The organism is Micromonospora sp. NPDC093277 (genome assembly GCF_044765245.1).
Taxonomy (GTDB): Bacteria; Actinomycetota; Actinomycetes; order Mycobacteriales; family Micromonosporaceae; genus Micromonospora.
On sequence record NZ_JBIWJO010000004.1, the window covers coordinates 322758 to 348694 of the forward strand.

General features: G+C 71.6%; 20 protein-coding genes. 12 read left to right on the forward strand and 8 right to left on the reverse strand.

What is annotated here, in order from left to right; all coding sequences use genetic code 11:
• Positions 1 to 135: 135 nt before the first annotated feature.
• The 4 genes from ACIRG9_RS11800 to acs all read right to left on the reverse strand — a co-directional run bounded on the left by ACIRG9_RS11800 (position 136) and on the right by acs (position 10515).
• Positions 136 to 2538, reverse strand: a complete 2403-nt coding sequence (locus ACIRG9_RS11800) for an immune inhibitor A domain-containing protein (protein WP_402854275.1) — start codon at positions 2536 to 2538, stop codon at positions 136 to 138.
• Between the two features lie 281 nt (positions 2539 to 2819).
• Entirely contained in the window at positions 2820 to 5123 is a 2304-nt protein-coding gene (locus ACIRG9_RS11805; protein ID WP_402853881.1) for an immune inhibitor A domain-containing protein, read from the reverse strand.
• Positions 5124 to 5498: 375 nt separating this feature from the next.
• A complete protein-coding gene (locus ACIRG9_RS11810) occupies positions 5499 to 8288 on the reverse strand; it encodes an immune inhibitor A domain-containing protein (RefSeq protein ID WP_402853884.1) in 2790 nt (929 codons plus the stop codon).
• A 235-nt stretch (positions 8289 to 8523) separates the two neighbouring features.
• Complete coding sequence (gene acs, locus ACIRG9_RS11815; RefSeq protein ID WP_402853887.1) at positions 8524 to 10515, reverse strand: acetate--CoA ligase; 1992 nt, start codon at positions 10513 to 10515, stop codon at positions 8524 to 8526.
• 241 nt (positions 10516 to 10756) lie between these two features.
• Between acs and ACIRG9_RS11820 the strand changes: the two genes are divergently transcribed.
• A complete protein-coding gene (locus ACIRG9_RS11820; RefSeq protein ID WP_402853890.1) occupies positions 10757 to 11503 on the forward strand; it encodes an oxidoreductase in 747 nt (248 codons plus the stop codon).
• 53 nt (positions 11504 to 11556) lie between these two features.
• On the opposite strand, the gene ACIRG9_RS11825 is transcribed toward ACIRG9_RS11820, so the two are convergent.
• The gene (locus ACIRG9_RS11825; protein ID WP_402853893.1) at positions 11557 to 12363 is read right to left on the reverse strand and encodes an HAD family hydrolase; all 807 of its coding nucleotides are present in this window, start codon (positions 12361 to 12363) and stop codon (positions 11557 to 11559) included.
• 494 nt (positions 12364 to 12857) lie between these two features.
• On the opposite strand from ACIRG9_RS11825, the gene ACIRG9_RS11830 reads away from it, so the two are divergent.
• Entirely contained in the window at positions 12858 to 13097 is a 240-nt protein-coding gene (locus ACIRG9_RS11830; RefSeq protein ID WP_402853896.1) for a hypothetical protein, read from the forward strand.
• Between the two features lie 15 nt (positions 13098 to 13112).
• On the opposite strand, the gene ACIRG9_RS11835 is transcribed toward ACIRG9_RS11830, so the two are convergent.
• Positions 13113 to 13298 carry a hypothetical protein gene (locus ACIRG9_RS11835; protein ID WP_402853899.1) on the reverse strand — a complete coding sequence of 62 codons (186 nt, stop codon included), beginning with the start codon at positions 13296 to 13298 and terminating at the stop codon, positions 13113 to 13115.
• Between the two features lie 232 nt (positions 13299 to 13530).
• Here ACIRG9_RS11835 and ssd point away from each other — a divergent pair, with 232 nt between their 5' ends.
• From ssd to ACIRG9_RS11870, 7 genes are all read left to right on the forward strand, one after another.
• Positions 13531 to 14634 (forward strand): septum site-determining protein Ssd, encoded by a 1104-nt coding sequence (gene ssd, locus ACIRG9_RS11840; protein ID WP_402853901.1) that lies wholly within the window; start codon positions 13531 to 13533, stop codon positions 14632 to 14634.
• Positions 14631 to 15839 (forward strand): TadA family conjugal transfer-associated ATPase, encoded by a 1209-nt coding sequence (locus tag ACIRG9_RS11845; protein ID WP_402853903.1) that lies wholly within the window; start codon positions 14631 to 14633, stop codon positions 15837 to 15839. Before ssd ends, ACIRG9_RS11845 begins: the two co-directional genes overlap by 4 nt.
• Positions 15836 to 17083: a hypothetical protein gene (locus ACIRG9_RS11850; RefSeq protein ID WP_402853906.1), complete on the forward strand. Its 1248-nt coding sequence runs from the start codon at positions 15836 to 15838 to the stop codon at positions 17081 to 17083. The genes ACIRG9_RS11845 and ACIRG9_RS11850 overlap by 4 nt, the downstream gene beginning before the upstream one ends.
• Positions 17083 to 17820, forward strand: a complete 738-nt coding sequence (locus ACIRG9_RS11855; RefSeq protein WP_402853909.1) for a type II secretion system F family protein — start codon at positions 17083 to 17085, stop codon at positions 17818 to 17820. Before ACIRG9_RS11850 ends, ACIRG9_RS11855 begins: the two co-directional genes overlap by 1 nt.
• Before the next feature lie 22 nt (positions 17821 to 17842).
• Positions 17843 to 18010, forward strand: a complete 168-nt coding sequence (locus ACIRG9_RS11860) for a DUF4244 domain-containing protein (protein ID WP_091062778.1) — start codon at positions 17843 to 17845, stop codon at positions 18008 to 18010.
• 131 nt (positions 18011 to 18141) lie between these two features.
• On the forward strand, positions 18142 to 18525 hold the full coding sequence (locus ACIRG9_RS11865) for a TadE family type IV pilus minor pilin (RefSeq protein WP_402854277.1): 384 nt from the start codon (positions 18142 to 18144) through the stop codon (positions 18523 to 18525).
• An 83-nt stretch (positions 18526 to 18608) separates the two neighbouring features.
• Complete coding sequence (locus ACIRG9_RS11870) at positions 18609 to 18977, forward strand: Rv3654c family TadE-like protein (protein ID WP_402854279.1); 369 nt, start codon at positions 18609 to 18611, stop codon at positions 18975 to 18977.
• A 148-nt stretch (positions 18978 to 19125) separates the two neighbouring features.
• Here ACIRG9_RS11870 and ACIRG9_RS11875 read toward each other — a convergent pair whose 3' ends face one another.
• The gene (locus ACIRG9_RS11875; RefSeq protein WP_402853912.1) at positions 19126 to 19704 is read right to left on the reverse strand and encodes a hypothetical protein; all 579 of its coding nucleotides are present in this window, start codon (positions 19702 to 19704) and stop codon (positions 19126 to 19128) included.
• A 70-nt stretch (positions 19705 to 19774) separates the two neighbouring features.
• Complete coding sequence (locus tag ACIRG9_RS11880) at positions 19775 to 22402, reverse strand: DEAD/DEAH box helicase (RefSeq protein WP_402853915.1); 2628 nt, start codon at positions 22400 to 22402, stop codon at positions 19775 to 19777.
• Positions 22403 to 22451: 49 nt separating this feature from the next.
• Here ACIRG9_RS11880 and ACIRG9_RS11885 point away from each other — a divergent pair, with 49 nt between their 5' ends.
• The 3 genes from ACIRG9_RS11885 to ACIRG9_RS11895 all read left to right on the forward strand — a co-directional run bounded on the left by ACIRG9_RS11885 (position 22452) and on the right by ACIRG9_RS11895 (position 25913).
• The gene (locus ACIRG9_RS11885; protein WP_402853918.1) at positions 22452 to 22808 is read left to right on the forward strand and encodes an STAS domain-containing protein; all 357 of its coding nucleotides are present in this window, start codon (positions 22452 to 22454) and stop codon (positions 22806 to 22808) included.
• On the forward strand, positions 22808 to 23242 hold the full coding sequence (locus ACIRG9_RS11890) for an ATP-binding protein (RefSeq protein WP_402853920.1): 435 nt from the start codon (positions 22808 to 22810) through the stop codon (positions 23240 to 23242). The genes ACIRG9_RS11885 and ACIRG9_RS11890 overlap by 1 nt, the downstream gene beginning before the upstream one ends.
• A 319-nt stretch (positions 23243 to 23561) precedes the next feature.
• On the forward strand, positions 23562 to 25913 hold the full coding sequence (locus ACIRG9_RS11895) for a sodium-translocating pyrophosphatase (protein WP_402853923.1): 2352 nt from the start codon (positions 23562 to 23564) through the stop codon (positions 25911 to 25913).
• Positions 25914 to 25937 lie beyond the last annotated feature (24 nt).

The window sequence follows — 25937 nt, forward strand, 5'->3', positions numbered from 1 at the left end:
GGGGATTCTCCGGGAGACCGCCGGAGGGTCCGGTTCGGGGATCGGCCGGCCAGAATGCCGGTTACGCGAAGGGCGATGCCCGGGCAGGTGACCTGCCCGGGCATCGGGTGGTACGTGGTCGTGCGGGTCAGCGGTTCAGGAGAACTTCACCTTCATCGAGGTGCCCTTCTGCTGCTGAACAGTGATCTTGACGCCGGCGGCCGGCAGCTTGACGCCGTGGTTCGGCAGTTCCGGGTACCAGTACTGCTTCGTGTCGTTGAACACCGGCTGCGCGTCCTGGCCCCGGATGTACTGGGCCTGGCCGTTGATGTGCAGCGTGACCGAGTCGGCCTTGTTCAGGCTGAACGGCGCGTCGTAGACCTGGACGCGGGCCCGCCACGGGTTGCCGGTCAGGTTGTAGATCGGCCGAGGGTGCGCGTCGATGATGAGGTTGCGACCCTCACCCGGGTGGTCGAACGTGTCGTTGTCCGGCCACCGGAGGTTCCAGTAGGAGATGAGCAGACCCTCCTGGTACGCGTAGTGGTCCACGTAGTCGGGGCGGGTGTTCCCGTAGCCGAAGTAGTACGGGCCGGTCTTCAGGTACTTGTCGTACGAGACGTAGGACCGGTTGCCGGCGATGTAGTAGTTGTCGAACTTCCGCTGGTACGTCTCCTCGGTGATGCTCCAACCGTTGAGGGTCCAGCCGCCGGCGCCCGCCTCGGCACCGTCGCTGAGCAGCGTCTGCCCGTCGGCGGTCACGGTGATCGCGTCACCATAGAAGCCGCCGGCGGAGAGGCCGCCGTCGGTCTGGTAGCGCAGCCGGAACTGCACGACCTTGCCGGCGAGGGAGTTCAGCGGGATGTTGACGTCGACCCACTGCCCGTTGCTGGAGCCGTCCAGGGCGAAGCGCCCGGTCGAGATTTCCTTGAGGGCCTTGCCGTTGGCCGTGCCCGGCAGAGGCGACCAGGTCTGGCCACCGTCGGTGGACGCCTCGAAGAAGAGGTAGTCGTAGTCCTCCTCGATGGTGTAGCGGCCCTTCATGGTGAGCGCGGCGCTGCTCTTCCCGGTGAGGTCGATGCTCCGCGTCATGGTGTTGTTCAGGTCATCGGCGTTGCCCGAGAAGAACTGCTTGGTGCCCTCGAACGGCTTGCCGTTCTGGAAGGTGTACTCCCGCTGCGGGAGCACCACCACGGCGGCCTGGGCCTTGGTGGAGTTGTACTCCTGCGGGCCCAGTTCCAGGGTGCGCTTCTGGCCGGCCTTGACCACCTCGTAGTCGAGCCAGCCGAGCTGGAGCTTGTTCCAGGCGCCGATGTCGCCGCCGCGCTCGCCGATGCCGCCGTCGTTCTTGTCGCCGAGGCGGCTCTGGGCCATCAGGGTCCAGTGCTCGTTGTTGTTGTCCCCGCCGTTGTTGATGTTGTAGTCGTCCGGCAGGCCGAGGTCGTGGCCGTACTCGTGGTAGAAGACGCTGCGGCCACCGTTCTCCGGCTGCATGGTGTAGTCGCCGATCCAGACGCCGGTGTTGCCGATCTCGGTGCCACCGAGCGGGTTGTCGCCCGGGCCCGTGTTGCCGATGTCGGAGGCGTACGCGTACCAGCGGTGGCTCCAGATGGCGTCCTCACCCTGGTTCGGGTCACCGTCGGCCTGGTCGCCGCCGGCGTGGACGATCTGGAAGTGGTCGATGTAGCCGTCGGGCTCGTTGAAGTCGCCGTCGCCGTCGTAGTCGTACCGGTCCCACTGGTCCATCGCCCGCACGTCGGCGGCGATCTGCGCGTCCGTCCGGCCCTGCGCCTTCTGGTCGGCGACCCACTGGTTGGCGGCGTCGCGGACCAGCTCCCAGGTGTTGGTGCAGATGGTCGAGGCGCACGGGAAGCCGTCGGAGCGGCCGTAGCGTGCCTCGTTGTACCGCACCTTGACCCAGTTGGTGACCTCTCCGTCGACGCTGTAGCGGCCCGAGGACTGCGCCTCGTAGTACTGCTTCAGCGACTCGTCGCCGGGGCCGGTGCCGAAGTACAGCTTGCGGTAGTGGTCGGCGTTGTAGTCCGGCTGCCAGACGGTGGAGTTGTCCACCGCGCGGTTGGGCTGAGGAATCTCGTTGCGGAGCGGCCCGTCGAACCGGATCGGACCCTCGGTGTTCGGATCGGTGTCCTGGTCCGGGTAGTCGGGGTGCCGCTCGTTGCCGAACTCGGCGAGGATCACGAAGATGTGGTCGGTCTTCTCGCGCGACAGCTCGACGTACTGATCCTGGGTCGGGCCCTTGCCGGCCTTGGTGCTCTTGGCGGCCTTGCCCGCCTTGGGCCCCTTGGCCGCCTTCTGGCCGACCTTGACGACCGTGCTGCCGTTGATCTTCTCGGCCTTCGCCCGGCCGGAGAGGACCTCGCTCAGGCCCTCCTGGCGCAGTGCCCGGCGCTTCTCTTCCAGCGGGTTCGGCAGGTCATGGTCGGCCCGGGCGGGCTCGGCCACCGACGGTGCGGCGGCCGGCACCTTCGCGGCCGGCGCGGCGCTGGCGGCCGTGCCCGCCACCAGTCCCGTCGCGGTCAGCGAAAGCCCGAGCAGACCCACTGCGACTTTGCGCACGTGGTACCTCCGGTGTGAGGGAACCGGCCCAACGGGGGTACGGGCCGGTGAGACGTCCCACTAGTGGGACCACTGGTGAAGATAGACATTCCGGTGACCGGTGGGAAGGATGACGCATCGATTTGTAGCAACTTTCTGGGGTCGGTGCTCCTCGCCGTCACATCCGCACCGCTCGATCACCACCACCGCCGCGAACGTCCCGGGTACGCGAAGAGGGGCCGGTGGCGTCGCCGCCACCGGCCCCTCTCGGACCGCGGATCAACCGGTCAGTTGGTGACCTCCACGACCATCGGGTCGGTCGGGTTGGTGCCCTGCTGCAGGATCACGATCTTGGTGTCGGTGCCCGCCACCTTGACCGAGTTCTGCGGGTTGCCGGGGCTCCAGTACCGGTCGACCTTGTTGCCGTGGAAGACCGGGTTCGGCGTGAGCTTCGGCACGGTCAACGCCACGCCGTTGCGGTGGAACGTCTGCGCCGGCTTGGTGTAGAGGCTGAACGTCGAGTCGTAGCCGCTGCGCCGGTTGGTGATGTTGCCCGAGCCGATGGTGATCGCGTCCGGACGGACGTCGACCGGCAGGTTCAGGCCGTAGCCCGGGTGCTTCGACGTGTTGTTGTCGCCGTACGCGTAGTTCACGTACCAGACGAGCAGGCCGGGCTGGTTCGAGAACCGCTCGACGAAGTTCGGTCGGGTGTTGCCCCAGCCGAAGTTGTACCCACCGGTCCGCAGCGTGTCGTCGTAGCCGACGTAGGTCCGGTTCTCGGCGATGTAGTAGCGGGGGTAGGCGTCGGTCACCGAGCCGCTCATCCGGGTCCAGCCCTTGGCCGTCCACGCGGCGTCCTGCGTCTCCGCGTTGTCGGTCCAGACGGCCGAACCGTTCTTGACCAGCGAGATGTCGTCCAGGAAGAGACCGGCGAAGTGCACGCCGCCGTCGGTGGCGTACCGGTACCGGAACTGCACGGTCTGCCCGGCGAAGGCGGACAGGTCGTAGGTCAGGTCGACCCAGTTGCCGTTGGTGGAACCGTCGATCCCGGTCTCACCCCGGTCGATGAGCGAGTTGCCCAGCTGCGTCCAGGTCGCCCCACCGTTGGTGGAGACCTCGGCGTAGAAGAAGTCGTAGTCCTCTTCCGTGTCGTACTGCGCCTTCGCCGTGATCGACGCGGTGGTCGCGCCGGTCAGGTCCAGCTGCCGGGTCAGGGTCGTGTTCAGGTTGTCCGCGCTGCCGCCCCACCACTCGTACGACCCGCCGAACGGCGTGTTGTACTTCGTGGTCTGGGTCGTCGCGGGCAGGTTCACCACGACCGCCTGGGCCTTCGGCCCGTCGCTGTCACCGGCCGGACCCAGGGTCACCTGGGTGGTGCCCGTGCCGTAGTCGACCGTCGAGTAGTTCAGCCAGCCGAGGAAGAGCTTCGACCACGGGTCCATGTAGCCCGGGGTCGAACCGATGTCGTCGGTGCCGTGGCTCAGCCACGAACCCGAGGACATCAGGCTCCAGAAGCCGACTCCGTTGTCGCCGCCCGCGGTGTCGTACAGGTCCGGCAGGCCGAGGTCGTGGCCGTACTCGTGGGTGAAGACACCCAGGCCGCCGTTCTCCGGCTCGGTGGTGTAGTCCCGGACCCAGAAACCGGTGTCGCCGATGCCCACGCCGCCGGCCTTGTTCGCGCCCGGACCGGCGGTGCCGGCCAGGTTCGGGAACGCGGCCCAGCGGTGCGACCAGATGGCGTCCTCGCCCTCGGCGCCGCCGCCGGCCTCCTCCCCCTCGCCGGCGTGCACGATCTGGAAGTGATCGATGTAGCCGTCGGGCTCGTTGAAGTCGCCGTCGCCGTCGTAGTCGTACCGGTCCCACTGGTCGAACTGGGCCAGGTAGTCCTTGAGCTGCTGCGGGGTCTTGCCCGCCGCGATCTCGGAGTTGTACCAGGCGGTGACGCTGTCCTTGACGAGGTTCCAGTACCCGTCGGACTCCGGGATGGCGTTGCTGCCGTACCGGGCCTCGTTGTAGGGGAGCTTCGCCCAGGCCGTGACGTCACCGTCGACGGTGTAGCGGCCGCCGGACTGCTGCAGGTAGAAGTCCCGGAACGACTCGCCCTCACCGAAGAACATGTCCAGGTAGTGGTCGCGGCCGAAGTCGGGACGCCACAGGGTGCTGTTGTCGTCGGTGGCGTCGCCGTCCCAGTTGCGGTCGGGCTCGGGGATCTGGTTGCGGACCGGTCCGGGGGTGCCGGCGGTCCGCGGGTCCGTCTTGTCCCCGAACTCCACCAGGATGGTGAAGACCTTGTCGACCTTCGGCGCCTGCTGGTACTCGACGAACAGGTCGTCCTTTACCTGGATGACCTTCGAGCCGTTGCGCGTCTGAAGCTTGGCCTTGCCCGTCAGCAGGTCCGCGACGGCCTGCTTTCGGACCTCCCGATGCTGGTCCGCCTTCGGGTCCGGGAGGTTGTCCTTGCCGTGCTTCGCCTTCTCGACGCCAGCGGTCGGCTCGGCCGCCGGCGCGGCGGACGCCGGCGTCGTGACGGCACTGGCCGCCAGCAGCGCGGCCGTGGCCGCGGCCAAGCCTGCGGTGACTCGTCTCCTCAAAGGTTCCTCCTTTGTGGATCTGTTACACGACAGGGATAGCTATAGCCATCACTGTCATGCTGTGCGTCACTCACAATGGCAGAGGCATGGATCCTTGTCACCGGCCAATTGCCGGTTCAGGCGCCCTTCATATCCGGCCAAATCCGGATCAGATCCCCCACTGATCCAATGGCGATTCACGTTACGTTTTGGCAACGGTCACCCTGCGTGACAATGGTTTCGGGCATCCCCCAGGGCAGCGCCGGGAAGCCCAGAAATGTCACGCCTCGACCCCAAATGCCATTCCGGACGGAGAAGAACGACGGGGCCCGTCCGGAGCAGTGCGCTCCAGGACGGGCCCCGCCGGGTTTGCCCGATCCGCCGTGGCGGGTCAGGTCACCGCTTTGCCGGGGTCACGAAGACCGTGGCGTACGAGTTGTCCTTGGCGGCCCGCTTGATGGTGATCGAGACGCCGTAGGCGACGCCCGCGTCACCGGGGTTGCCGGTGCCGAGCACGATCGCCCCACCGCTCAGGGTCGCCCCGTAGTACTCCGCCGCCGGCGTGCCGTCGGGGTTCACCACGCGGGTGGTGTACGGCGCGTTCTCCCTCGACGGAAGCACCACCGAGGCGTCGTTGTCCCGGGCGTACGCCGCGCCGTCGCGGATCTCGATGCCCGGGTACCAGCCCTTGGCGTCGGTGAAGACGGACACCGGAGCCTGGGCGCCGTAGTTGCTGCAGTACTCGCTGTACGGCTCGTTCGCCGCCTCCACGCACTCCCGGAACGGGTACGTCGGGTTCAGCGAGAAGGCCGCGTTGGACGACTGCGGACGGCTGGGCAGGTTCTTCAGCGTCGACGTGTCCTTGGCGGCCGCCGCGCCCGTACGGCGCAGCGGGTCGAAGTGCGAGTCGACGATGAGCAGGCCACCCTTGGCGCCGTAGCTCGGCAGCGCGGTCATCTGACCGGTGACGTGGTTGACGTTGCCCAGCATGGTGTCCCGGTACCAGACCAGCATGCCCGGGGCGTTGTACGCGACCTTCTCGACCTTCCACGCGTCGTGCGAGTAGGTCGTGTCGTAGGTGTACTTCAGGCCGGCGTCGAAGCCGTCGAAGTTGCGCCACTCGGCCAGGTAGTACTGCGCCTTGACCTGGGTGCCCGGGTCGTTGTGCCAGCCCGCGCCCGTGGTGTCGGTCCAGGTGCCGCCGCTCTGGGTCCAGCCGTTCGCGCCGCCCTCGACGTCGTCGCTCCAGGTGGTGGCCCCACCGCCGGTGACCGAGAAGTCGTCGGCGAACCAGCCGCGCTCCTCGAACGCCGCGTCCGTGGCGGAGCGCAGCCGCACCTGCACCGTCTTGCCGGCGTACGCCGACAGGTCGACGTAGTCGTGCCGCCAGCCGTTGGTGGTGCCGGTCAGGCCGTACTTCTTGCCGCCGTAGTCGGCCATCCGCCCGTTCGGGTCGGAGTAGCCGTCGTTGGTGGAGACCAGCTTGCCGGCCTCGTCGTACACCTTCTGCTCGGTCCAGGTGGCGCCGCCGTCGGTGGAGACCTCGACGAAGCCCATGTCCCAGTCCTGCTCGATGATGTAGTTGTTCCACATCCAGAACTTGGCGTCGGCCGCCGCCGGCACGGTCACCTCGCGGCTGAGCTTGATGTCGGCCCAGCTCTGGTCGGCGCCGCTGTACCACATGTTCGTGCCGCTGTGCGGGTCCGCCAGCTTGACCACCTTGTCCGGCAGGTCGATCTTGATGCCGTCCTCGGTGCCGACCGGCGTACGCGAGGTCTGGCCGAGCTGCACCGCGTGCCCGTTGCTACCCGGCTTGAAGGTCAGCGGGTCGGCCCAGCCGAGCACCCACTTGTCCCAGATGCCCATGTGGGTGGGCATCGCCTGGAAGATCTCGCCGGAGTGTGAGCCCGAGGCCATCAGGTCCCAGAAGTCGACGTCCGAGTCGGCGTTGCCCGAGGTGTCGTAGAGGTCCGGCAGGCCGAGGTCGTGGCCGAACTCGTGGGAGAACACGCCGACGCCGGCGTCCTCCGGCTGCACGATGTAGTTCGACACCTTCAGGTTGGTGCCGGGGATGGTGTAGCCACCGGCCACCGAGGAGGAGTGCGCCCAGATCGCGTAGACGCCCTGGTCACCGCCGCCGCTGGACTTGCCCTTGCCGGCGTGCACCAGCACCAGGTGGTCGATGACGCCGTCCGGCTCGTTGTAGTTGCCGTCGCCGTCCCGGTCGCTCTGGTCCTCGATGTCGTAGTCGGCCCAGGGGAAGTTCGGGTCCATCTTGGCCAGCGCGTCGATCGCGTCGGTGGCGAGCCGCGCGGCACCCAGCGGGTTGTCCGGGTGGCCGTTCATGGACTGCTCACGCCCGGGCACCCAGTTGCCGTTCTCGTCGCGGGTGCAGCGGTTGGCGCCGTACCAGGCCTCCGAGTGGGGCAGCTTGATCCACGGGCTGGCCTGCCCGTCGACCGTGTACGCGCCCTTGGACATCTCCAGGTACATGTTGTGCATGGTCCGGCCGGCCAGGCTGACACCCGGCTTGCCGTCCGGCCCGGTCAGGTCCTTCCGGACCCGCTCGGTGATGCCCTCCTTGGTGTAGAGCATCTTGTTGTAGTGCGCCGACGAGAAGTCCGGCACCCACATCGAGTTGTTGTCCTCGTGGGACAGCGTGGCCGGGTCGGCGATGTTGTTGTGCGTCGGGCCGTTCTGGACGGTGCCGGGGACGCAGGTGCGGTCGTCGAAGACCGTGTTGGGGACCATGACGTTGGAGAAGTCGTCGTTGGCCTGGTCGTTGAACTCCACCAGCAGGGTGAGCAGCTTGGCGGTCTGGGTGCTCTTGGCCTGCTTGATCTTGCGGGGGCTCTGGCCCGTCTTGATCGCCTTGGCCTCGAGCTTGGCCAGTTCCCGCGCGGTGGCCGGGTTGCCGCCGGCGTACTTGCGGTCGTAGGCCCGGGCCTCGTCGGCCGGCGAGGTGAAGATGCCGTCCTTGCCCTTGACCTCTTTGCCGCCGTCCGGTTGTACCTCGGGCTCGGCGTAGTTGATGTAGTACTCGTCCGCCCCGATCGTGGCCGGTGCTGGACCGGACGCCTGGGCGGCCGCGCTGCCCGTCACGGTCAGTGACGTGGCCGCGAGGGCGATGGCGGGCAGCGCGGCGAGTAGGCGTCTGCGCGGCCCGGATTGTGGAAACGTGTGCATGCCACTCCGTTCGTCGGCATGGTAGGCGAAACGGACGGTTAACGCCGTAGCGAAGATCATCAACCGTCCGATGTCGCTGAACCTAAAGGACAACGGCCTTCGCCGACAGGGGTGGGTTGTCCCTCTGGCCGTTCAGCCTGTCCCGCCTCCACCGAACTTCCGACCTTGGTGGCGAAAAACAACGGTGGGTGACGGCCCACCCGGGCCGTCACCCACGCTGCGTCACGAGCGCACGTCAGTCCTCGTCGGACTTACCGCCACCGATGCCGGCGGAGATCAGCTCCATCACCGAGGAGTCCTGCAGAGTGGTGACGTCGCCGAGCGAGCGGTGCTCCGCGACGTCCCGCAGCAGCCGGCGCATGATCTTGCCGGAGCGGGTCTTCGGCAGCTCGGGTACCAGCATGATCTGCCGCGGCTTGGCGATCGGGCCGAGCGTCTTCGCCACGTGGTTGCGCAGGTCGGCGATGAGCTGCTCGCCGGCCGCGCCGGAGGTGTCCGCGTTGCCGCGCGGAATGGCGAACGCCACGATCGCCTGGCCGGTGGTCGGGTCGGTCGCGCCGACCACCGCCGCCTCCGCCACCGACGGGTGGCTGACCAGGGCGGACTCCACCTCGGTGGTGGAGATGTTGTGCCCGGACACCAGCATCACGTCGTCGACCCGCCCGAGCAGCCAGATGTGCCCGTCATCGTCCTTCTTCGCCCCGTCACCGGCGAAGTAGACCCACTCGCCCTGCCCGCCGGTCGTGCCCGCGCCGAACCGCGACCAGTACGTCTCGATGAACCGGTTGTCGTCGCCCCAGATGGTACGGAGCATTGACGGCCACGGCTCCCTGAGCACCAGGTAGCCGCCACCGCCGTTCGGCACCGACTGGCCCTGGTCGTCCACCACGTCGGCGGCGATGCCCGGCAGCGGGGTCATCGCCGAACCCGGCTTGGCCTCGGTGACCCCCGGCAGCGGCGAGATCATGATCGCGCCGGTCTCGGTCTGCCACCAGGTGTCCACGACCGGCAGCTCGCCCCGGCCGATGTGCTGGCGGTACCAGATCCACGCCTCCGGGTTGATCGGTTCGCCGACGCTGCCCAGCAGCCGCAGCGAGGACAGGTCGTACCCGGCCGGAATGTCCTCACCCCACTTCATCATGGTGCGGATCAGGGTCGGCGCGGTGTACAGGATGGTGACCTTGTACTCGTCGACGATCTCCCAGAACCGGCCCTTGTGCGGGGTGTCCGGCGTGCCCTCGTACATCACCTGCGTGGCGCCGTTGGAGAGCGGGCCGTAGACGATGTAGGAGTGGCCGGTGACCCAGCCGATGTCGGCGGTGCACCAGTAGACGTCGGTCTCCGGCTTGAGGTCGAAGACGGCGTGCGCGGTGTACGACACCTGGGTCAGGTAGCCGCCGGTGGTGTGCAGGATGCCCTTCGGGCGGGCCGTGGTGCCGCTCGTGTAGAGGATGTACAGCGGGTGCTCGGCGTCGAACGGCTGCGCGGTGTGCGCCGGGGAGGCGGTCTCCACCGTCTCGTGCCACCAGTGGTCCTTCGCGGACCAGGCGACGTCCTCGCCGGTGCGGCGGACGACCAGCACGTGCTCCACCGACGGGCAGTTCGCCACCGCCTCGTCGACGGTCGGCTTGAGTGCCGACGGCTTGCCCCGCCGGAAGCCACCGTCCGCGGTGATCACCACCTTGGCCGTGGCGTCCTGGATCCGGTTGGTCAGCGCGTCGGCGGAGAAACCGCCGAAGACCACGCTGTGCGTGGCGCCGATCCGGGCGCAGGCCAGCATCGCCGCCGCCGCCTCGGGGATCATCGGCAGGTAGATCGCCACCCGGTCGCCGGCGACGACACCCAGGTCGGTCAGCGCGTTCGCCGCCTGGCAGGTGAGCTTGTGCAGGTCGGCGTAGGTGATGGTGCGGGTGTCGCCCGGCTCGCCCACCCAGTGGATCGCCACCTTGTCGCCCCGGCCGGCCTCCACGTGCCGGTCCAGGCAGTTGTACGCCACGTTGAGCTGCCCGCCCACGAACCACTTCGCGAACGGGGCGTTCGACCAGTCGAGCACCCGGTCCCACTTCTTAGCCCAGGTCAGCCGGTCGGCCTGGCGCTCCCAGAAGCCGACCTGGTCGAGCTCCGCCTCGGCGTACGCGTCGGCCTTGACGTTGGCGTTGGCGGCGAGCTCGGCCGGCGGCGGGAACTGGCGCGTCTCGTTCAGCAAGTTGGCCAATGCCTCGCTCATGCGTGCTCCTTCGTCGCGTGACCTGCGTCTCGTACGCCGCTGAGGTTAGTCGCGCGGCAGCCACCCCGCGACAGCCTGTTCCGACACCGCGCCCAGCGGCCCTCGCCGCGCGCCGAGTTGTAAGGAAGGGCACCTTATTAACGCCTCCGGTAGAGAAGGGCTCCCCTCTCACGCGCCGACTCGGCGGCGTGCGGGAGTGGGTGGTGGGTCGGCCGGGTGGTGGGGTGGATAGCGTGGCTGGGTGACCACCGATCCGCTCGCCCCGCTGCTCGCGCTCGCCGACATCGCGCCCGCCGTCGAGCGGGCCCGCGACCGGGTCGACCTGGCCCACCGGCACCGCGCGCTGCGCCGCCACGGCGGCCCGGTCGCCGCCGAGGTCAGCCTGCGCAGCGCCGTGGCCAGCGCTGCGCTGGAGGGCCGGGCGCACGAGCGGGAGGAGGTACGCGCCGGCACGGTCACCGATCCGGTGCTCCAGGGCGCGCTGCGGGTGGCCGGGGCGCTGCCCGGGCTGAGTGAACTCTGGCCGAAGGCCCCCCGCCAGGTCCTCGCCCGGCTGCACGTCCTCGCCGCCCGGGACGTCGTCGACGAAGCGGAACTGGGCCGGCCGGTGGCCGATCCGGTGGTCGCGGCGCGCCTGGACGGGCTGGCCGGGCTGGTCGCCGGTGGCACGCAGGTGTCGCCGCTGGTGCTGGCCGCGGTGGTGCACGGTGAGCTGCTGAACCTGCGACCGTTCGCCGGCCCGTCCGGGGTGGTGGCCCGGGCCGCCGCCCGGTTGGTGCTGATCTCGACCGGTTTCGACCCGCGTGGGCTGGTCGCCGTCGACGTCGGCCACCAGGAGCGCGAACCCGAGTACGTCGGCGCGGCCGGCGCCTTCGCGACCGGAACGCCGGACGGGCTGCGTTCCTGGCTGCGCCACTACATGAGCGCCGTCGAGGTCGGTGCGGACCAGATCTCCCTCATCGGCGACGAGGTCCTCGCCGCCTCCTGACCGCCGCCCGACGCCCACTCAGGTGGGGTCGGACGGGTGACGGGGCCCGGGAATCAGGTGGTGGGCGCGGCGGCACGGGTCCGGCGGTGCCGGCCGTACCAGGCGATCCCGATGGCGACGCCGACACCGACGCCGAGGGCCGCGGCGGCGACCGGCACAGCGGGCCGCTCCCGCAGCCGCCGGCCGAGCGGGACCGGGTGCCGGAACTCCAGCACCGGCCACGAGTTCTCCACGGCCAACTTGCGCAGCGCCCGGTCCGGGTTGACCGCGGTCGGGTGGCCCACGCACTCCAGCAGGGGCCGATCGCTGTACGAGTCGGAGTAGGCGTACGAGTCGGCCAGGTCGTAGCCGCGTTCGGCGGCCAGCTCGCCGACGGCGTCGACCTTGCTCGGGCCGGCCGCGTAGAACTCGACCTCGCCGCTGTAGCGGCCGTCCTCGACCGCCATCCGAGTGGCGATCACGTCGGTGACCCCGAGCAGTTCGCCGATCGGCCGGACCATCTCCTCGCCCGAGGCGGAGACCAGCACCACATCCCGGCCGGCCGCCTGGTGCTCCTCGATGAGGGCGGCGGCCTCGGCGTACACGTAGGGGTTGATCAGCTCGTGCAGCGTCTCGGCGACGATCTGGCGAACCTGGTCCACCTGCCAGCCCTTGCAGAGTGTGGCGAGGTAGTCCCGCGTCCGGGCCATGGTCTGCTCGTCGGTCCCGCCGAGCCGGAACATCAGCTGGGCGTACGCCGACTTGACCACGTCACGCCGAGTGATCAGCCCGTCCCGGTAGAACGGCCGACCGAACGCCAGAGCGCTCGACTTGGCGATGACGGTCTTGTCGAGATCGAAAAAAGCGGCACCTCGGCCCACGGCGCGAAAGTCTAGCCCGAGGAAGAATCCGGAGCGGATGCCCGGGTGGCCTGCCGGCGTCGCCGGCGGGGGAGCCTCCGGCGACGACCTGGCCCGGCGTCGGGAGCGCTCTGCCGACCGTGATGGCGATCACACTCTCCGAACACAATTTAGCGGTGGGTGGAGCCGACACCACTCGACGTATACCGGTCCGCTGCGGCATGCTAGTGCTCGCGACGAGAGTTAATCTCTCGCCGGCCGGAAGGCCCTCGGCGGTTGCACCCCCCGTGACCGCTGAGCGGGTTCGGCTCGACCCCCCCGGAGCCGAACCTCCCGACGACCCCCGTCTCCCCCCGACGGGGGTCGTCCCTTTTGGGAGCGATACTCCCGCCGCAGAGCAGTCCCGGCACGGAGATCAATCTCGGGCGATGCCGTGAGACTCTCTCGATGTGAAGAGTGGGAGAGCGGAGCGGCTGATCGCTATCGTGGTTGGCCTGGGGAGCCACGCTGGCGGCGTGGCCACATCCTGGCTCGTGGGCCGGCTGAACGCGGAGAAAGAGCTTGGCGCAATCCCCTACGCCCTATGGGCGTTTGTCGGGTGCGAGATCCTGCTCCTCCTCGGATTCGGGACGGCAGCGAGGTTGCTCCACGAGCGTGGGCGCGTAGATCTCGCCAGGAGAGCCTGGCTTGGCTGGGGGGTCGGCTTGATCGCTCTTTGCGCCATCCCGCTGCTCGCCAACATGTTGTCCGCCTGACCAACCGCGTAAGTCCTACGCCCCCCACTCCCGGCGCACCTGAGGCTGCGGTGGCTCCTCGTGCGCGGGATCTGTGTCCACGGTCTCGATCAGGTCCTCGGTCGGCGGGACTCGGGCGGGCAACTCGCCGAACCTGACGTGTCGCAGGCGGGCGAACTCCTCGTCCGTCGACCGCTCGGTGCGCTCTCGATCTTCACCCATCGCCGACCTCCCTCGTCGGTTCCATTGTCCCCGCTGAGGCAATCCTCGCCCACGGTCGAGCTGATCATCGAAACCGATCGCGCGGTCAAGCCCATAGCAGATCAGCTTGCCGGACGGGTTTTGTCCACAGCGCTGTTCGCCATCCACAGGCGGGCGCGGACGACGGTCGCGACGCCGGCCGGTTCGGCAGGCTTCCCGGCGGCACGTCCGAGTCCGACCGCTGGAGGCCGCCATGCCGCCCCGTACGCCGCTCCCGCCGCACCACCGCCTTCCCCTGCTCGTCACCGCCGACGGCGAACTCCTCGACGAGCTGCTGCGGCTCGCCGCGGCGGGCGGCACCGAGGTCGACCTGGCCGCCGATCCGCCCGCCGCCCGGGCCCGCTGGGCACCGGCCCCCCTGGTGCTCGTCGGCGCCGACCAGGCGCAGGCCTGCCTGCGGGCCCGACTGCCGCGGCGGCCCCGGACGGTGCTGGTCGGTCGCTCCGGACACCTCGACCCGGGTACGCAGATCGCCGAGCTGATCGGTGCCGAGCACGTGGCGACCCTGCCCGCCGCCGAGCCGTGGTTGGTCGACCGGTTCGCCGAGTGCGCGGGTGACCGCTCCGGCACCGGCATGGCGCGCGTCGTGGCGGTGCTCGGTGGGCGGGGCGGCGCCGGGGCGAGCGTGCTGGCCGGCGGGCTCGCCGTCACGGCGGCCCGGGCTCGGCTGCGTACTCTCCTGGTGGACGCCGACCCGCTCGGTGGCGGCCTCGACCTGGTGCTCGGCTGGGAGCAGTTGGAAGGGCTGCGCTGGCCGGGCCTGACCGGCACCGACGGGCGGGTCGATCCGCCGTCGCTCGTCCGTGCCCTGCCCAGCCGGGGCGACCTGGTGGTGCTGTCCTGGGACCGGGGTGACCTGCTGCCCCTGCCCGGCGAGGCGATGGTCGCCACCGTCGACGCCGCCCGTCGGGGCCGGGACGTCGTGGTCCTCGACCTGCCCCGCTACCTGGACGACGCGGCCATTGTCGCGTTGCAGGCCGCGGACCGGGCGCTGGTGGTCGTACCGGCCGAGCTGCGGGCCACCGCCGCCGCGGCCCGGGTGGTGGCGGTCGCTGCTCCGCACTGCACCGACCTGGCTGTGATCGTGCGCGGGCCGGCCCCGGGTCGGCTCAAGGCCGCCGAGGTGGCCCGGGCGCTCGGGTTGCCACTCGCCGGCACGCTGCGCCCCGAGCCGGCGATCTGCCGGGGCCTGGAACGGGGTGAGGCGCCGGCCGCCGCCGGGAAGGGGCCGCTCGCCGTGCTCTGCCAGCGGATCCTCGACGAGCTGACCGGCGTACCGGAGAGGGGTGCGGCGTGACCGGCCCGGCCGACTCGGAGGAACTGGCCGTCCGGGTCCGGCAGCGCTTCGCGGAGGCGGCCACCCCGGTCACCCCCGCGGCGATCGTCTCCGCGGTGCGTGCCGAGCCGGGCACCGTGCTCGGGGACACCGCGTTGCTGCGGATCGCCGACCGGGTGCACGACGATCTCGTCGGGGCCGGGCCGCTGGCCCCGTTGCTGGCCGACCCGCAGGTCACCGACGTGCTGGTGAACGGCACCCGGGTGTGGGTCGACCGGGGACGCGGGCTGCGCCAGGTGGCGGTGCCGCTCGGCACGGTCGACGACGTACGCCGGCTGGCCCAGCGGCTCACGGCGGCCGCCGGGCGGCGGCTCGACGACGCCTCCCCGTACGCCGACGCCCGGCTGCCCGACGGCACCCGGCTGCACGCCGTGCTGCCGCCGGTGGCGATCGACGGGCCGTACCTCTCGCTGCGTACCTTCCGGCAGCGACCGTTCACCCTCGACGAGTTGGTACGCCAGGGCACGGTGCCCCGGCCGGTGGCGCCGCTGCTGGCCGCCGTCGTGGCGGCCCGGCTGGCGTACCTGGTGACCGGCGGCACCGGCTCCGGCAAGACCACCCTGCTCAACACGCTGCTCGGGCTGGTGCCCGGGACCGAGCGGATCGTGCTCGTCGAGGACGCGTCCGAGCTCCGTCCCGTGCATCCGCACGTGATCGGCCTCCAGGCGCGTACCTCGAACGTGGAGGGCGCCGGCGCCGTCGGGTTGAGCGATCTGGTTCGGCAGGCGCTACGGATGCGGCCCGACCGGCTGGTGGTGGGCGAGTGCCGGGGCGCGGAGGTGGTCGACCTGCTCGCCGCGTTGAACACCGGGCACGACGGTGGCGCCGGGACGCTGCACGCCAATGCCGCGACCGACGTGCCGGCCCGGCTGGAGGCGCTCGGGCTGCTCGGCGGCCTGCCCCGGGCCGCCCTGCACGCCCAGGTCGCCGCGGCGCTCCAGGTCCTGCTGCAGATGCGGCGCACCGCCGAGGGACGGGTGTTGGAGTCGGTCAGCCTGCTGCTCCCGGAGGGACCGGACCGGCTCGTCACCGTGATTCCCGCCTGGGTACGCGGGCGCGGGATCGGCCTGGCGGCCCGGCCGCTGGGCGCACTGCTGCGCGAGCGGGACGTGACCGTTCCACCCCTCGTCTGCGCGGCCTGGCCGGGCTCGGCGGGTCCGTCGTGACGGTCCACGGCTGGCTGGTGACCGTGCTCCTGGTCGCCGCCGCGACGGCGGTGGCCTGGCCGGCGCGCACCGGCCGGGCCCGGCGACGTGCCGTTCTGGAGCCAGCGGGTCGGGACCGGATGACGTCGGGATCCCAGGTCGCCGGCCGCGCCCTCGGGCGTCGGATCGGCGGAGCCCGTGCTACGGCCGGTGGCGGACGGGGCGGGGAGCACGGCGTCCCCGGTCGGCCGCCGATCCGCCCACCCGGGCGACGCGACGCCACCCACCCGACCGCCGCGACGCCAGTACCGGTGGGCGGGCGCCGGCTCCGGGCCGCCCTGTCACTCAACCCGACCTCGGCCGGCCCGGCGGTGACCTGGTCGGTCGGCGGCATCGCCGACCCGCTGGGCGGCGCGCCCACCAGTGGCACCGGCACCCAGCTGGTCGGGCCGGTTGGCGGCTATACGGCCGAGGCACCGGCCGAGCAGGTCCAGCGCGCTCCGAGCGGCGCACCCGTCGGTGACCGGCTCCACGGCGGTCTCGCCAACGGCCAGGTCCAGGATGGTCCCGTCGCCGGGCTGTTCCGAGTTCTCGGCGTGCTGCCTGCCGTGAAGCCAGCCGGGCTGCCGGCCGGCGGCGGCGCCGTGCGGGGACGGTTGCTGCAACGGGTGGGGGTGGTGGCGTCCCGGCGTGGCCTGCTGCCGGCCGTCCTGGTTGGCGGCGCGGCGGGGGCCGTGCTGGGCGGGCCGGTTGCGGCGATCGTGCTGGCCGCCTACGGGGCGCTCGCGGCTCGGGCGGCCCGGCGCCGGAGCGCCCACCAGCTGACCGACCGGGCACGCCGACGCGAGCTGGACCAGCTCTGTGCACTCGCTGCCGACCTGCGTGCCGGACTACCGGTCAACGGCTCGGTCGCCGACGGTCCGCACCGGATCGCCCGGCTGGCCCGGTCCGCCGTGCGGCTGGCCGACCGGACCGGGGCACCACTGGCCGAGCTGCTGGAACGCGTGGAGGCGGATGCGCGGGCCGCCGACCGCGGTCTCGCCGCGGCTGCCGCCCAGGCCGCCGGGGCGCGGGCGACCGCGTGGCTGCTCGCCGCTCTGCCGCTCGGCGGCCTCGGCCTCGGCTACGCCATCGGCGTGGATCCGGTCGCCGTGCTCCTGCACACGGCCGTCGGCGGTGGCTGCGCGCTCGCGGCCGTCGCGTTGCAGTTCGGCGGTTTGCTGTGGGCCGAACGGCTCGGTGCGACGCCGGGGCGGCACGACTGATGTCCCGCCAGATGATGGCCGCGGGCTGCCTGGCCCTGGCGGCGTTGCTGCTGGCCGCCACCGGCGGTCGGGCCGTGCGGCCGGGGCGGCGGCTTCGTCTGCTCACCCGACCGGCGGTGGCGGAGCGGACCAGGCCACCGTGGTGGCCGGACCGGATCCGGCTCGGCGCAGGGCTGGCCGGGTTGGCCACGTTGGTCGTCGTCGGTGGCTGGGCCGGTCTGATCGCCGGGGTGCTGGCCGGCCTGGTCGCCGACCGCATGCTGCGACGGATCGAGCCGCGGGCGGCCCGCGACCGGCGGCTCCGGGAGACCGCCGATCTGCCCCTCGCCGCCGACCTGCTGGCGGCCGCGCTCCGGGCGGGAGCGCCGGTCGACCGGTCGGTGCTGGCGGTCGCCGAGGCCCTCGGCGGGCCGCTCGCCGAGCGGCTCGGCCGGGTGGGCCGGACGCTGGAACTCGGCGGAACGGCGGCGGAGGCGTGGGCCCACCTGAATCCTTTGGCCGGAGCCGAACGCCTGGTGACCTCCGCGATCCGCTCATCCAACAGCGGTACGGCGCTGGCCGGTGCCCTCACCCGCCTCGCCGACGAGCTGCGTTCCGACCGGGCGATCGCGGCCGAGGCGGCGGCTCGGCGGGCGGGCGTCCTGATCGTGCTGCCGCTCGGGCTCTGCTTCCTGCCCGCCTTCATTCTCGCCGGCCTGGTGCCGGTGATCGTCGCCGTCCTCGGCGACGTGCTGTGAACCACGAGGAAAGGAGTACGACATGCGCAGACTTCTCGCCCGTCTGCGGGGTGACGCCGGAATGAACACGGCCGAGTACGCCGTCGGCACCCTCGCCGCGGTGGCCTTCGCCGGCATCCTGCTGAAGGTGCTCACCTCCGGCAACGTGCAGTCCGCGCTCACCGCCGTCATCGACCGGGCGCTGAAGTGACCGGGCGCCGGTGGGCCGGCCGCCGTCGGTGCGCTTCGGGCCCGGGAGCCTCGCACCGGGCCACGGTGCCCGGCGCGAAGCCGGGCCCGGCGGACCCGCTCCACCCGACCGCCGGTACGCGCGGGCCGGAGGTGGCGACCGCCGCGTCCCCGGGACGGCCGTGGGGCGCCGGGGAACGGGGTTCGTTCACCGCGGAGTTGGCGGCCGGCCTGCCGGCGCTCGTCCTGCTGCTCGTCGCCGGCCTCACCGCGGTCGAGGCGGTGACCACGCGGGCCGGATGTCTGGCCGCCGCGCGGGAGGCGGTGCTCGCCGCCTCCCGTGGCGAGCCGGGCTCGACGGCCGGTGCTCGGCACGCCCCGGCCGGGGCGGACATCTCGGTCATCGTCTCCGGTGACCAGGTGACGGCAACCGTCCGGGCGCCGGTCCGCACGCTCGGTGCGCGGCTGCCCCGGATCACCGTGTCGGCCACCGCGGTGGCCGCCGTCGAACCCGGCACGCCGGGGCCACGATCGTGACAGAGCACGCCGTGTGGTGGCGGTACGGCCGGCAGATCGGCGACCCGAGCCGCCGGGCGGCGGGCGGCGAGCGGTCGTTCAGGATCGAAGCGATCGAGGGGACGGCGGCGCTGGATCGGGGCGGGGCGACCATCTGCCTGCTCGCCGTGGGTCTCGTCTTCGTGCTGGTCGGACTCTTCGGCGCGGCGCTGGGCGCGGCCCGGACGGCGGGGCAGCAGGCCCGGAACTCGGCGGACTTCGGGGCCCTGGCGGGTGCCGGCCGGGCGCTCGAGAGCGACGACGTCGCGTGCGGGCGGGCCGGCGAGCTGGTGCGGGCCAACGGCGGGCGGCTGGTGGCCTGCCGGCTCGACGGGCTCGACGTGGTGGTCACGGCGGAGGTCAGGGTGGCGCCGCTGCCCGGGCTGGTGCGCACCGCGACCGCGACGTCCCGGGCTGGTCCGTTGCGCGGCTGATCGACGCCGGCCGGCCACGGAACGACGGCCGCGCCCGACCTCCGCGCACCGTCACGGAAGCCGCTGCCGGTCGCACGACGCGGGCAGGGCGGTCCGGATCCACCAGACCACCCGACCCGAGCATCGGCCGATCGCCGAGGTGGACGCCTCAGCGGCCCTGCAGCGCGTCGAGGCCGACCGCCATGGCGATGACCAGCCGCCGGTCGATCTGCGGGTGCTGGATCTCGACGAGGTACCGGTCGCGGAGGCCCCACTTCTTGACGACCGAGAACACCGGCTGGCCGTTGGCCACGAAGTCGAAGTGGTACGGCAGCCAGGAGAGCGAGTCGACGAACCGGCGCAGCAGCGCCACCGGAAGGCTGCGCTCCTGTCCGACGATCGCGGGCAGTCCGGCCTGCTCGACATGCCAGGTGGAGCGCAGCAGCGACTGGGCGAAGTCCTTGCGGAACAGGCCGATCGGGGTGCCGGAGTGGTCGGTCACGTCGTACGTGGCGCCGAGGTCGAGGCGCTGACGGGCCTTGAAACCGAGCAGCGGGGTCTGCTTGGAGTCGTCGGTGTAGATGGTCACCTGCTCCTTGAACGCGAGCCGCTTCTGCTGCGCGAACGCGAGCAGTCCACCCTCGGAGCCGTCCGGCGCCACCGAGTGGACCTCGTACTGGTTGACCATCATCCGGATCCGCTGGCGGATGTGGAACTGGTGCTGGGTCTGCAAACTGTCGAGCTGCACGAGGTCTCCTTCAATTGATGAACGCCGGAGTTTCGCACAGTTCGATCCTCGGTGTACGCCCCAGGTCCCGTCACACCGCCGGGTCGGCCGAGGCGAGAGCGGTGCCCGCCGGCATCGTTGGGCGGTCGGCCGCCGCCAGGTTGGCCAGCACCACGTCGAGGACCCGGACCGCACCGGACTTGGAGAGGGGATTGTTGCCGTTGCCGCACTTCGGGGACTGGACGCAGGACGGGCAGCCCGACTCGCAGCCGCACTCGGCGATCGCGTCGCGGGTGGCGCGCAGCCAGGCCGCGGCCGTCCCGTACGCCCGCTCGGCGAAACCCGCCCCCCCGGGGTGGCCGTCGTACACGAAGACGGTGGGTGCCTCGGTGTCCGGGTGTACGGCGGTCGACAGTCCACCGATGTCCCAGCGGTCGCAGGTCGCCATCAGCGGCAGCAGGCCGATCGCGGCGTGTTCGGCGGCGTGCAGGGCGCCCGGGACGTCGGCGGGTTCCACGCCGGCCAGCGCCAGGGATTCCGGGGAGAGGGTGAACCAGACGGCGACGGTACGCAGTTCGCGGGCCGGCAGGTCCAGCGGCCGGGTGTCGATCACCTCGCCGGTGGCGATCCGCCGCCGCTGGTACGACACCACCTGGCTGGTCACGTCCACCTCGCCGAGGAAGAGCCCGACCGGCCCGGCGTCCACGTACGACCGGACCGACGCCACCGACAGCGAGGTGACGTCCCGGGCGTGGGTGGACCAGTCCGGCTCCTCGGCGTGCACCAGCGCGCACCCGTCGGCCAGGTCGAGCGAGTCGACCACATACGAGACCCCCTGGTGCAGGTAGACCGCGCCGGAGTGGAGGAGGAAGTGCGAGGAGCCGCCGTCGACGGTGCCGAGCAGCCGCCCGGTGGACGCCTCGACCACGCAGACCGGCGCGCCGCCCTCGCCGCGCAGGTCGACCTCGGGGCGTTCCCGGTGCCGCCAGTACCAGCCGGTGGGCCGCTGCCGCAGGGCGCCGGCCCCGACCAGCGAGTCGACCGCCTCCTTCGCTCCCGCCCCGAAGAGTTCCAGGTCGGCCGGGGTGAGCGGGGCCTCGGACGCGGCGCAGGCGAGCTGCGGGGCGAGCACGTACGGGTTGGCCGGGTCGAGCACGGTCGCCTCGACGGGCCGCCCGAAGAGCGCCTCCGGGTGGTGCACCAGGTAGGTGTCGAGCGGGTCGTCCCGGGCGATCAGCACCGCGAGGGCCTCGTCGCCGGACCGGCCGGCCCGTCCCGCCTGCTGCCAGAGCGACGCCCGGGTGCCGGGCCAGCCGCAGATCAGCACCGTGTCCAGCCCGACCAGGTCGACGCCGAGTTCGAGGGCGTTGGTGGAGGCGAGCCCCAGCAGGTCGCCGTGCAGCAGCGCGCGTTCCAGCTCGCGCCGCTCCTCGCGCAGGTAGCCGGCCCGGTAGGCGGCCACCCGGTCACCCAGCCCGGGTACCGCCTCGTCCAGCGACCGCCGGGCGTTCGCGGCGACCACCTCGGCGCCGCGCCGGGACCGGACGAAGGCGAGCGTGCGGACCCCCTCGACGACGCTGTCGGCGAGCAGGTCGGCGGTTTCCCGCAGCGCGGACCGCCGGACCGGAGCCAGGTCGGCGGTCTTCTCGACCGCCGAGGAAGGGGGCAGCAGCGGCGGCTCCCACAGCGCGAAGGTCACCCCGCCGCGCGGCGAGGTGTCCTCGGTGACGGCCGCGACCGGCAGGCCGGTGAGGCGTCCGGCAGCCGCCGTCGGGTCGCCCGACGTCGCCGAGGCCAGCACGAAGACCGGCGATCCGGCGAGCGTCGCCCCGGTGCCGCCGCGCGAGCCGCCGCGCGACTGCGTGGGGGTGCCGCGTGAGCCGGCGAGCGCCTGCGCGGGGGTACGGCCGCCGTACTTCGCGCACTGGCGGCGCAGGCGGCGCAGCACGTGCGCCACGTGTGAGCCGAACACGCCGCGGTAGGTGTGGCACTCGTCGACCACCACGTACGCGAGCCGGCGCAGGAACCCGGACCACTGGGCGTGCCCGGGCAGGATGCCGTGGTGCAGCATGTCCGGGTTGGTCAGCACGAAGCGGGAGTGCTGGCGGATCCAGTCCCGCTCGGCGCGCGGGGTGTCGCCGTCGTAGCAGGCCGGGCGTACCCCGTCCAGTTCCAGGTCGGCGACGGCGCGCAACTGGTCGGCGGCGAGCGCCTTGGTCGGGGCCAGATAGAGCACGGTGGCGCGCGGGTCGGCGAGCAGGGCGGCCAGCGCTGGCAGTTGGTACGCCAGCGACTTGCCGGACGCCGTCCCGGTGGCCAGCACCACGTGCTGCCCGGCGTACGCCAGCTCGGCGGCCTCGGCCTGGTGCCGCCACGGGGCGACCACCCCGCGCCGGGCGAACGCCGTCCGCAGCTCCTCGGAGACCCACGCCGGCCACGGCGCCGGCGTTCCGGCGCGGGCCGGCACCCGTTCGACGTGGGTGACCGGGTCGGCGGCGTGCCGGGCGCGCAGCCGGCGCAGCAACTCGGCCGGCGGTCGCCCTGGGCCGCCATGCGCGGACCCGGTGGCGTCGGACGGAGGCTCCAGGTCGTGGCGCGGCGGCGGACTCGCCGAGCTGAAGCCGTCGATGGTCACGTCCTGCACCTTCGGAAACGCGAATCGGAGTGATGAAACGCGGGGGGCCTGGGTAACGGGGCCTCGGCCGGTGAACATGGGCATTCCGGCGGAGATGGTTAGATGCCCAGGAGAGCTTACCGAGGAGGGGCCGATGGAGCTGTCGCTGGCGACCCGCACCGTGGGCGAGCACACGGTGCTCGAGGTCGGCGGTGAGGTGGACGTGTACACCGCGCCACGCCTGCGGGAGCGGCTTCTTGAACTGATCGACGGCGGCGCGCGCCGGGTCGTGGTCGATCTGGGGCGGGTGGACTTCCTCGATTCGACCGGCCTCGGCGTGCTGGTCGGCGCGTTGAAGCGGCTCCGCTCGGCCGGTGGCTCCTTCGCGCTGGTCTGCGACAAGGAGCCGCTGCTCAAGATCTTCCGGATCACCGCGCTCGACCAGGTCTTCCCGCTGCATCCCACGGTCGATGCGGCGGTCGGTGCCGACCCGACCGGCGCCGGCGCGTGATGGCGACGGTCAGGCTCTCCTTCTCGCCGGCCCCGGTGCACGTCCGCACCGCCCGCCTGGTCGGCGTCGCGGTGGCCCGGCGGGCCGGCGTACGCGAGGACCTGCTCGACGAGGTGCGCCTGGCGATCGGTGAGGCGTGCACCCGCGCGGTCGCCCTGCACCGGCAGTACGGGCTGTCCGAGCCGGTGCTGGTGGAGATGTCCGACAGCGGGGCGTACTCGGTCCGGGTGGTGGACCGGGCCCCGATCGAGGCGGGCATCGGTCTCGCCGCCTTGCCCCCGGACGAGTTGGCCAAGGAGTCGCTCAGCGAGGACGCGTTGACCACCGGCGTCGGCTTCGCCCTGCTCGCCGGCTTTGTCGAAGACCTTCAGGTGCGCCCGGTCGACGAGGGCGTCGGCACCGAGGTCCGGATGGTGTGGCCGGTAGGCCGCTGACCTGAGATTTTGTCGCAGGCCGCGTTCCCGCTCAGGGAACGCGGCCTCGTCGTGCTGCCCGCGCCATATATCAGATTTCTTCACATAGCACAGCGACGAAGATCATCAGGACCGGGTGCCCCCTCGGTGTGAGCCTCAACACGTCGGAGGGCTACAGTACCCGGGTTATCAGCAAGTGATCCGTCCCCGCAGTCAGCGGGAATGGGTGTTCATCGCTGGTCCGCCGGGGTGGGTTGGCGCGCGCTTGCGAGTCCGCATCCAGGCGTCGGTCCGTGCGTCTCCACGGATCGGCGCGAGTGTTCGGTACAGGAGGACATAGATGTCCGGGACCATGGCCGCCGACGGCGGCGCTCTGTCCCTTACCGGAGCCAACATGACGTACATCGTCATCGCCGCGGTCATCGCGCTGGTGGCGCTCGTCTTCGCCGCCACCCTGACCAAGGCGGTGCTGGCAGCCGGTACGGGCACCAAGAACATGCAGGAGATCTCCGGGGCCGTGCAGGAGGGCGCGTCGGCGTACCTGCTCCGGCAGTTCCGCACCCTGGCGATCTTCGTGGTCATCGCCGTCGTGCTGCTGTTCCTGCTGCCGGTGCACGACACCGACGGCAGCCAGACCCTGGTGAAGATCGGCCGCTCGGCGTTCTTCGTGGTGGGCGCCGGGTTCAGCGCGTTCATCGGCGGCGCCGGCATGTGGCTGGCCACCCGCGCCAACCTGCGGGTCGCCGCGGCCGCCCGGGAGCGGGAAGGCGGGCGCGAGGGCGCCATGAAGATCGCCTTCCGGACCGGTGGCGTGGTCGGCTTCCTCACCGTCGGCCTCGGCCTCTTCGGCGCCGCGCTGGTCGTCCTCCTCTACAAGGGTGACGCCCCGACCGTGCTGGAGGGCTTCGGCTTCGGCGCCGCGCTGCTCGCCATGTTCATGCGGGTCGGCGGCGGCATCTTCACCAAGGCCGCCGACGTCGGCGCCGACCTGGTCGGCAAGGTCGAGCAGGGCATCCCGGAGGACGACCCGCGCAACGCGGCCACCATCGCCGACAACGTGGGCGACAACGTCGGTGACTGCGCCGGCATGGCCGCTGACCTCTTCGAGTCGTACGCGGTCACCCTGGTCGCCGCGCTGATCCTGGGCCGGGCCGCGTTCGGCGAGGAAGGCCTGGTCTTCCCGCTGATCGTCTCCGGCATCGGTGCGATCGTCGCGATCATCGGCGTCTTCATCACCCGGCTGCGTACCACCGACCGCAACGGCCTGACCGCCATCAACCGGGCCTTCTTCCTCTCCGCGCTGATCTCCGCGGTGCTGGTGGCGGTCGCCGCCTTCGCCTACCTCCCGGCGACCTTCGGCGAGCTGGCGGGCGGGCTGACCGACGTCAGCCGTAACCCGCGGCTGGTCGCCATCGGCGCGGTGCTGATCGGCATCGTGCTGGCCGCCGCGATCCAGGCGCTCACCGGCTACTTCACCGAGACCAACCGGCGCCCGGTACAGGACATCGGCAAGAGCTCGCAGACCGGCGCGGCCACCGTCATCCTCGCCGGGATCAGCATCGGCCTGGAGTCGGCGGTCTACTCGGCGCTGCTGATCGGCGCCGGCGTCTTCGGCGCGTTCCTGCTCGGCGGCAGCTCCATCACCCTGTCGCTGTTCGCGGTCGCGCTGGCCGGCACCGGCCTGCTCACCACCGTCGGCGTGATCGTCGCGATGGACACCTTCGGCCCGATCTCCGACAACGCGCAGGGCGTTGCCGAGATGTCCGGCGACATCGACGAGCACGGCGCGCGGACGCTGACCGAGCTGGACGCGGTCGGCAACACCACCAAGGCGATCACCAAGGGCATCGCGATCGCCACCGCGGTCCTGGCCGCGACCGCCCTCTTCGGCTCGTACACCGACACGCTGCGCAGCTCGTACGCGGACGCGGGCGTGGGCGACGTCGGCACCGAGATCCTCAACGCGCTCAACGTGGCCAACCCGCGCAACCTGGTCGGCCTGATCGTCGGCGCGGCGGTGGTCTTCCTCTTCTCCGGCCTGGCCATCAACGCGGTCTCCCGCTCGGCCGGCGCCGTCGTGATGGAGGTACGCCGGCAGTTCCGCGAGCTGCCCGGCATCATGGACCGCACCCAGCGCCCCGAGTACGGCAAGGTCGTCGACATCTGCACCCGGGACGCGCAGCGCGAGCTGATGACCCCCGGCCTGCTGGCCATCATGGCGCCGATCGCGGTCGGCTTCGGCCTCGGCCCCGGCGCGCTGGCGTCGTACCTGGCGGGTGCGATCGGGGCGGGCACGTTGATGGCGGTCTTCCTGGCCAACTCCGGCGGCGCCTGGGACAACGGCAAGAAGCTGGTCGAGGACGGCGCGTACGGCGGCAAGGGCTCCGAGTCGCACGCCGCCACCGTCATCGGTGACACCGTCGGCGACCCGTTCAAGGACACCGCCGGTCCGGCGATCAACCCGCTGATCAAGGTGATGAACCTGGTCTCGCTGCTGATCGCGCCGGCCGTGGTGGCCTGGAGCGTGGGCACGGACAAGAACACCGGCCTGCGGGTCACGATCGCCCTGGTGGCCGCGCTGATCATCGTGGCGGCCGTGGTGTTCAGCAAGCGCCAGGGCGTCGCGATGGCCGATTCCGGTGACGCCGGCGCGGGCAGCCCGGAGGAGCGGGTGGAGGCGGTCGGCGCCTGATCCCGGCGAGACGGTCACGGTTCC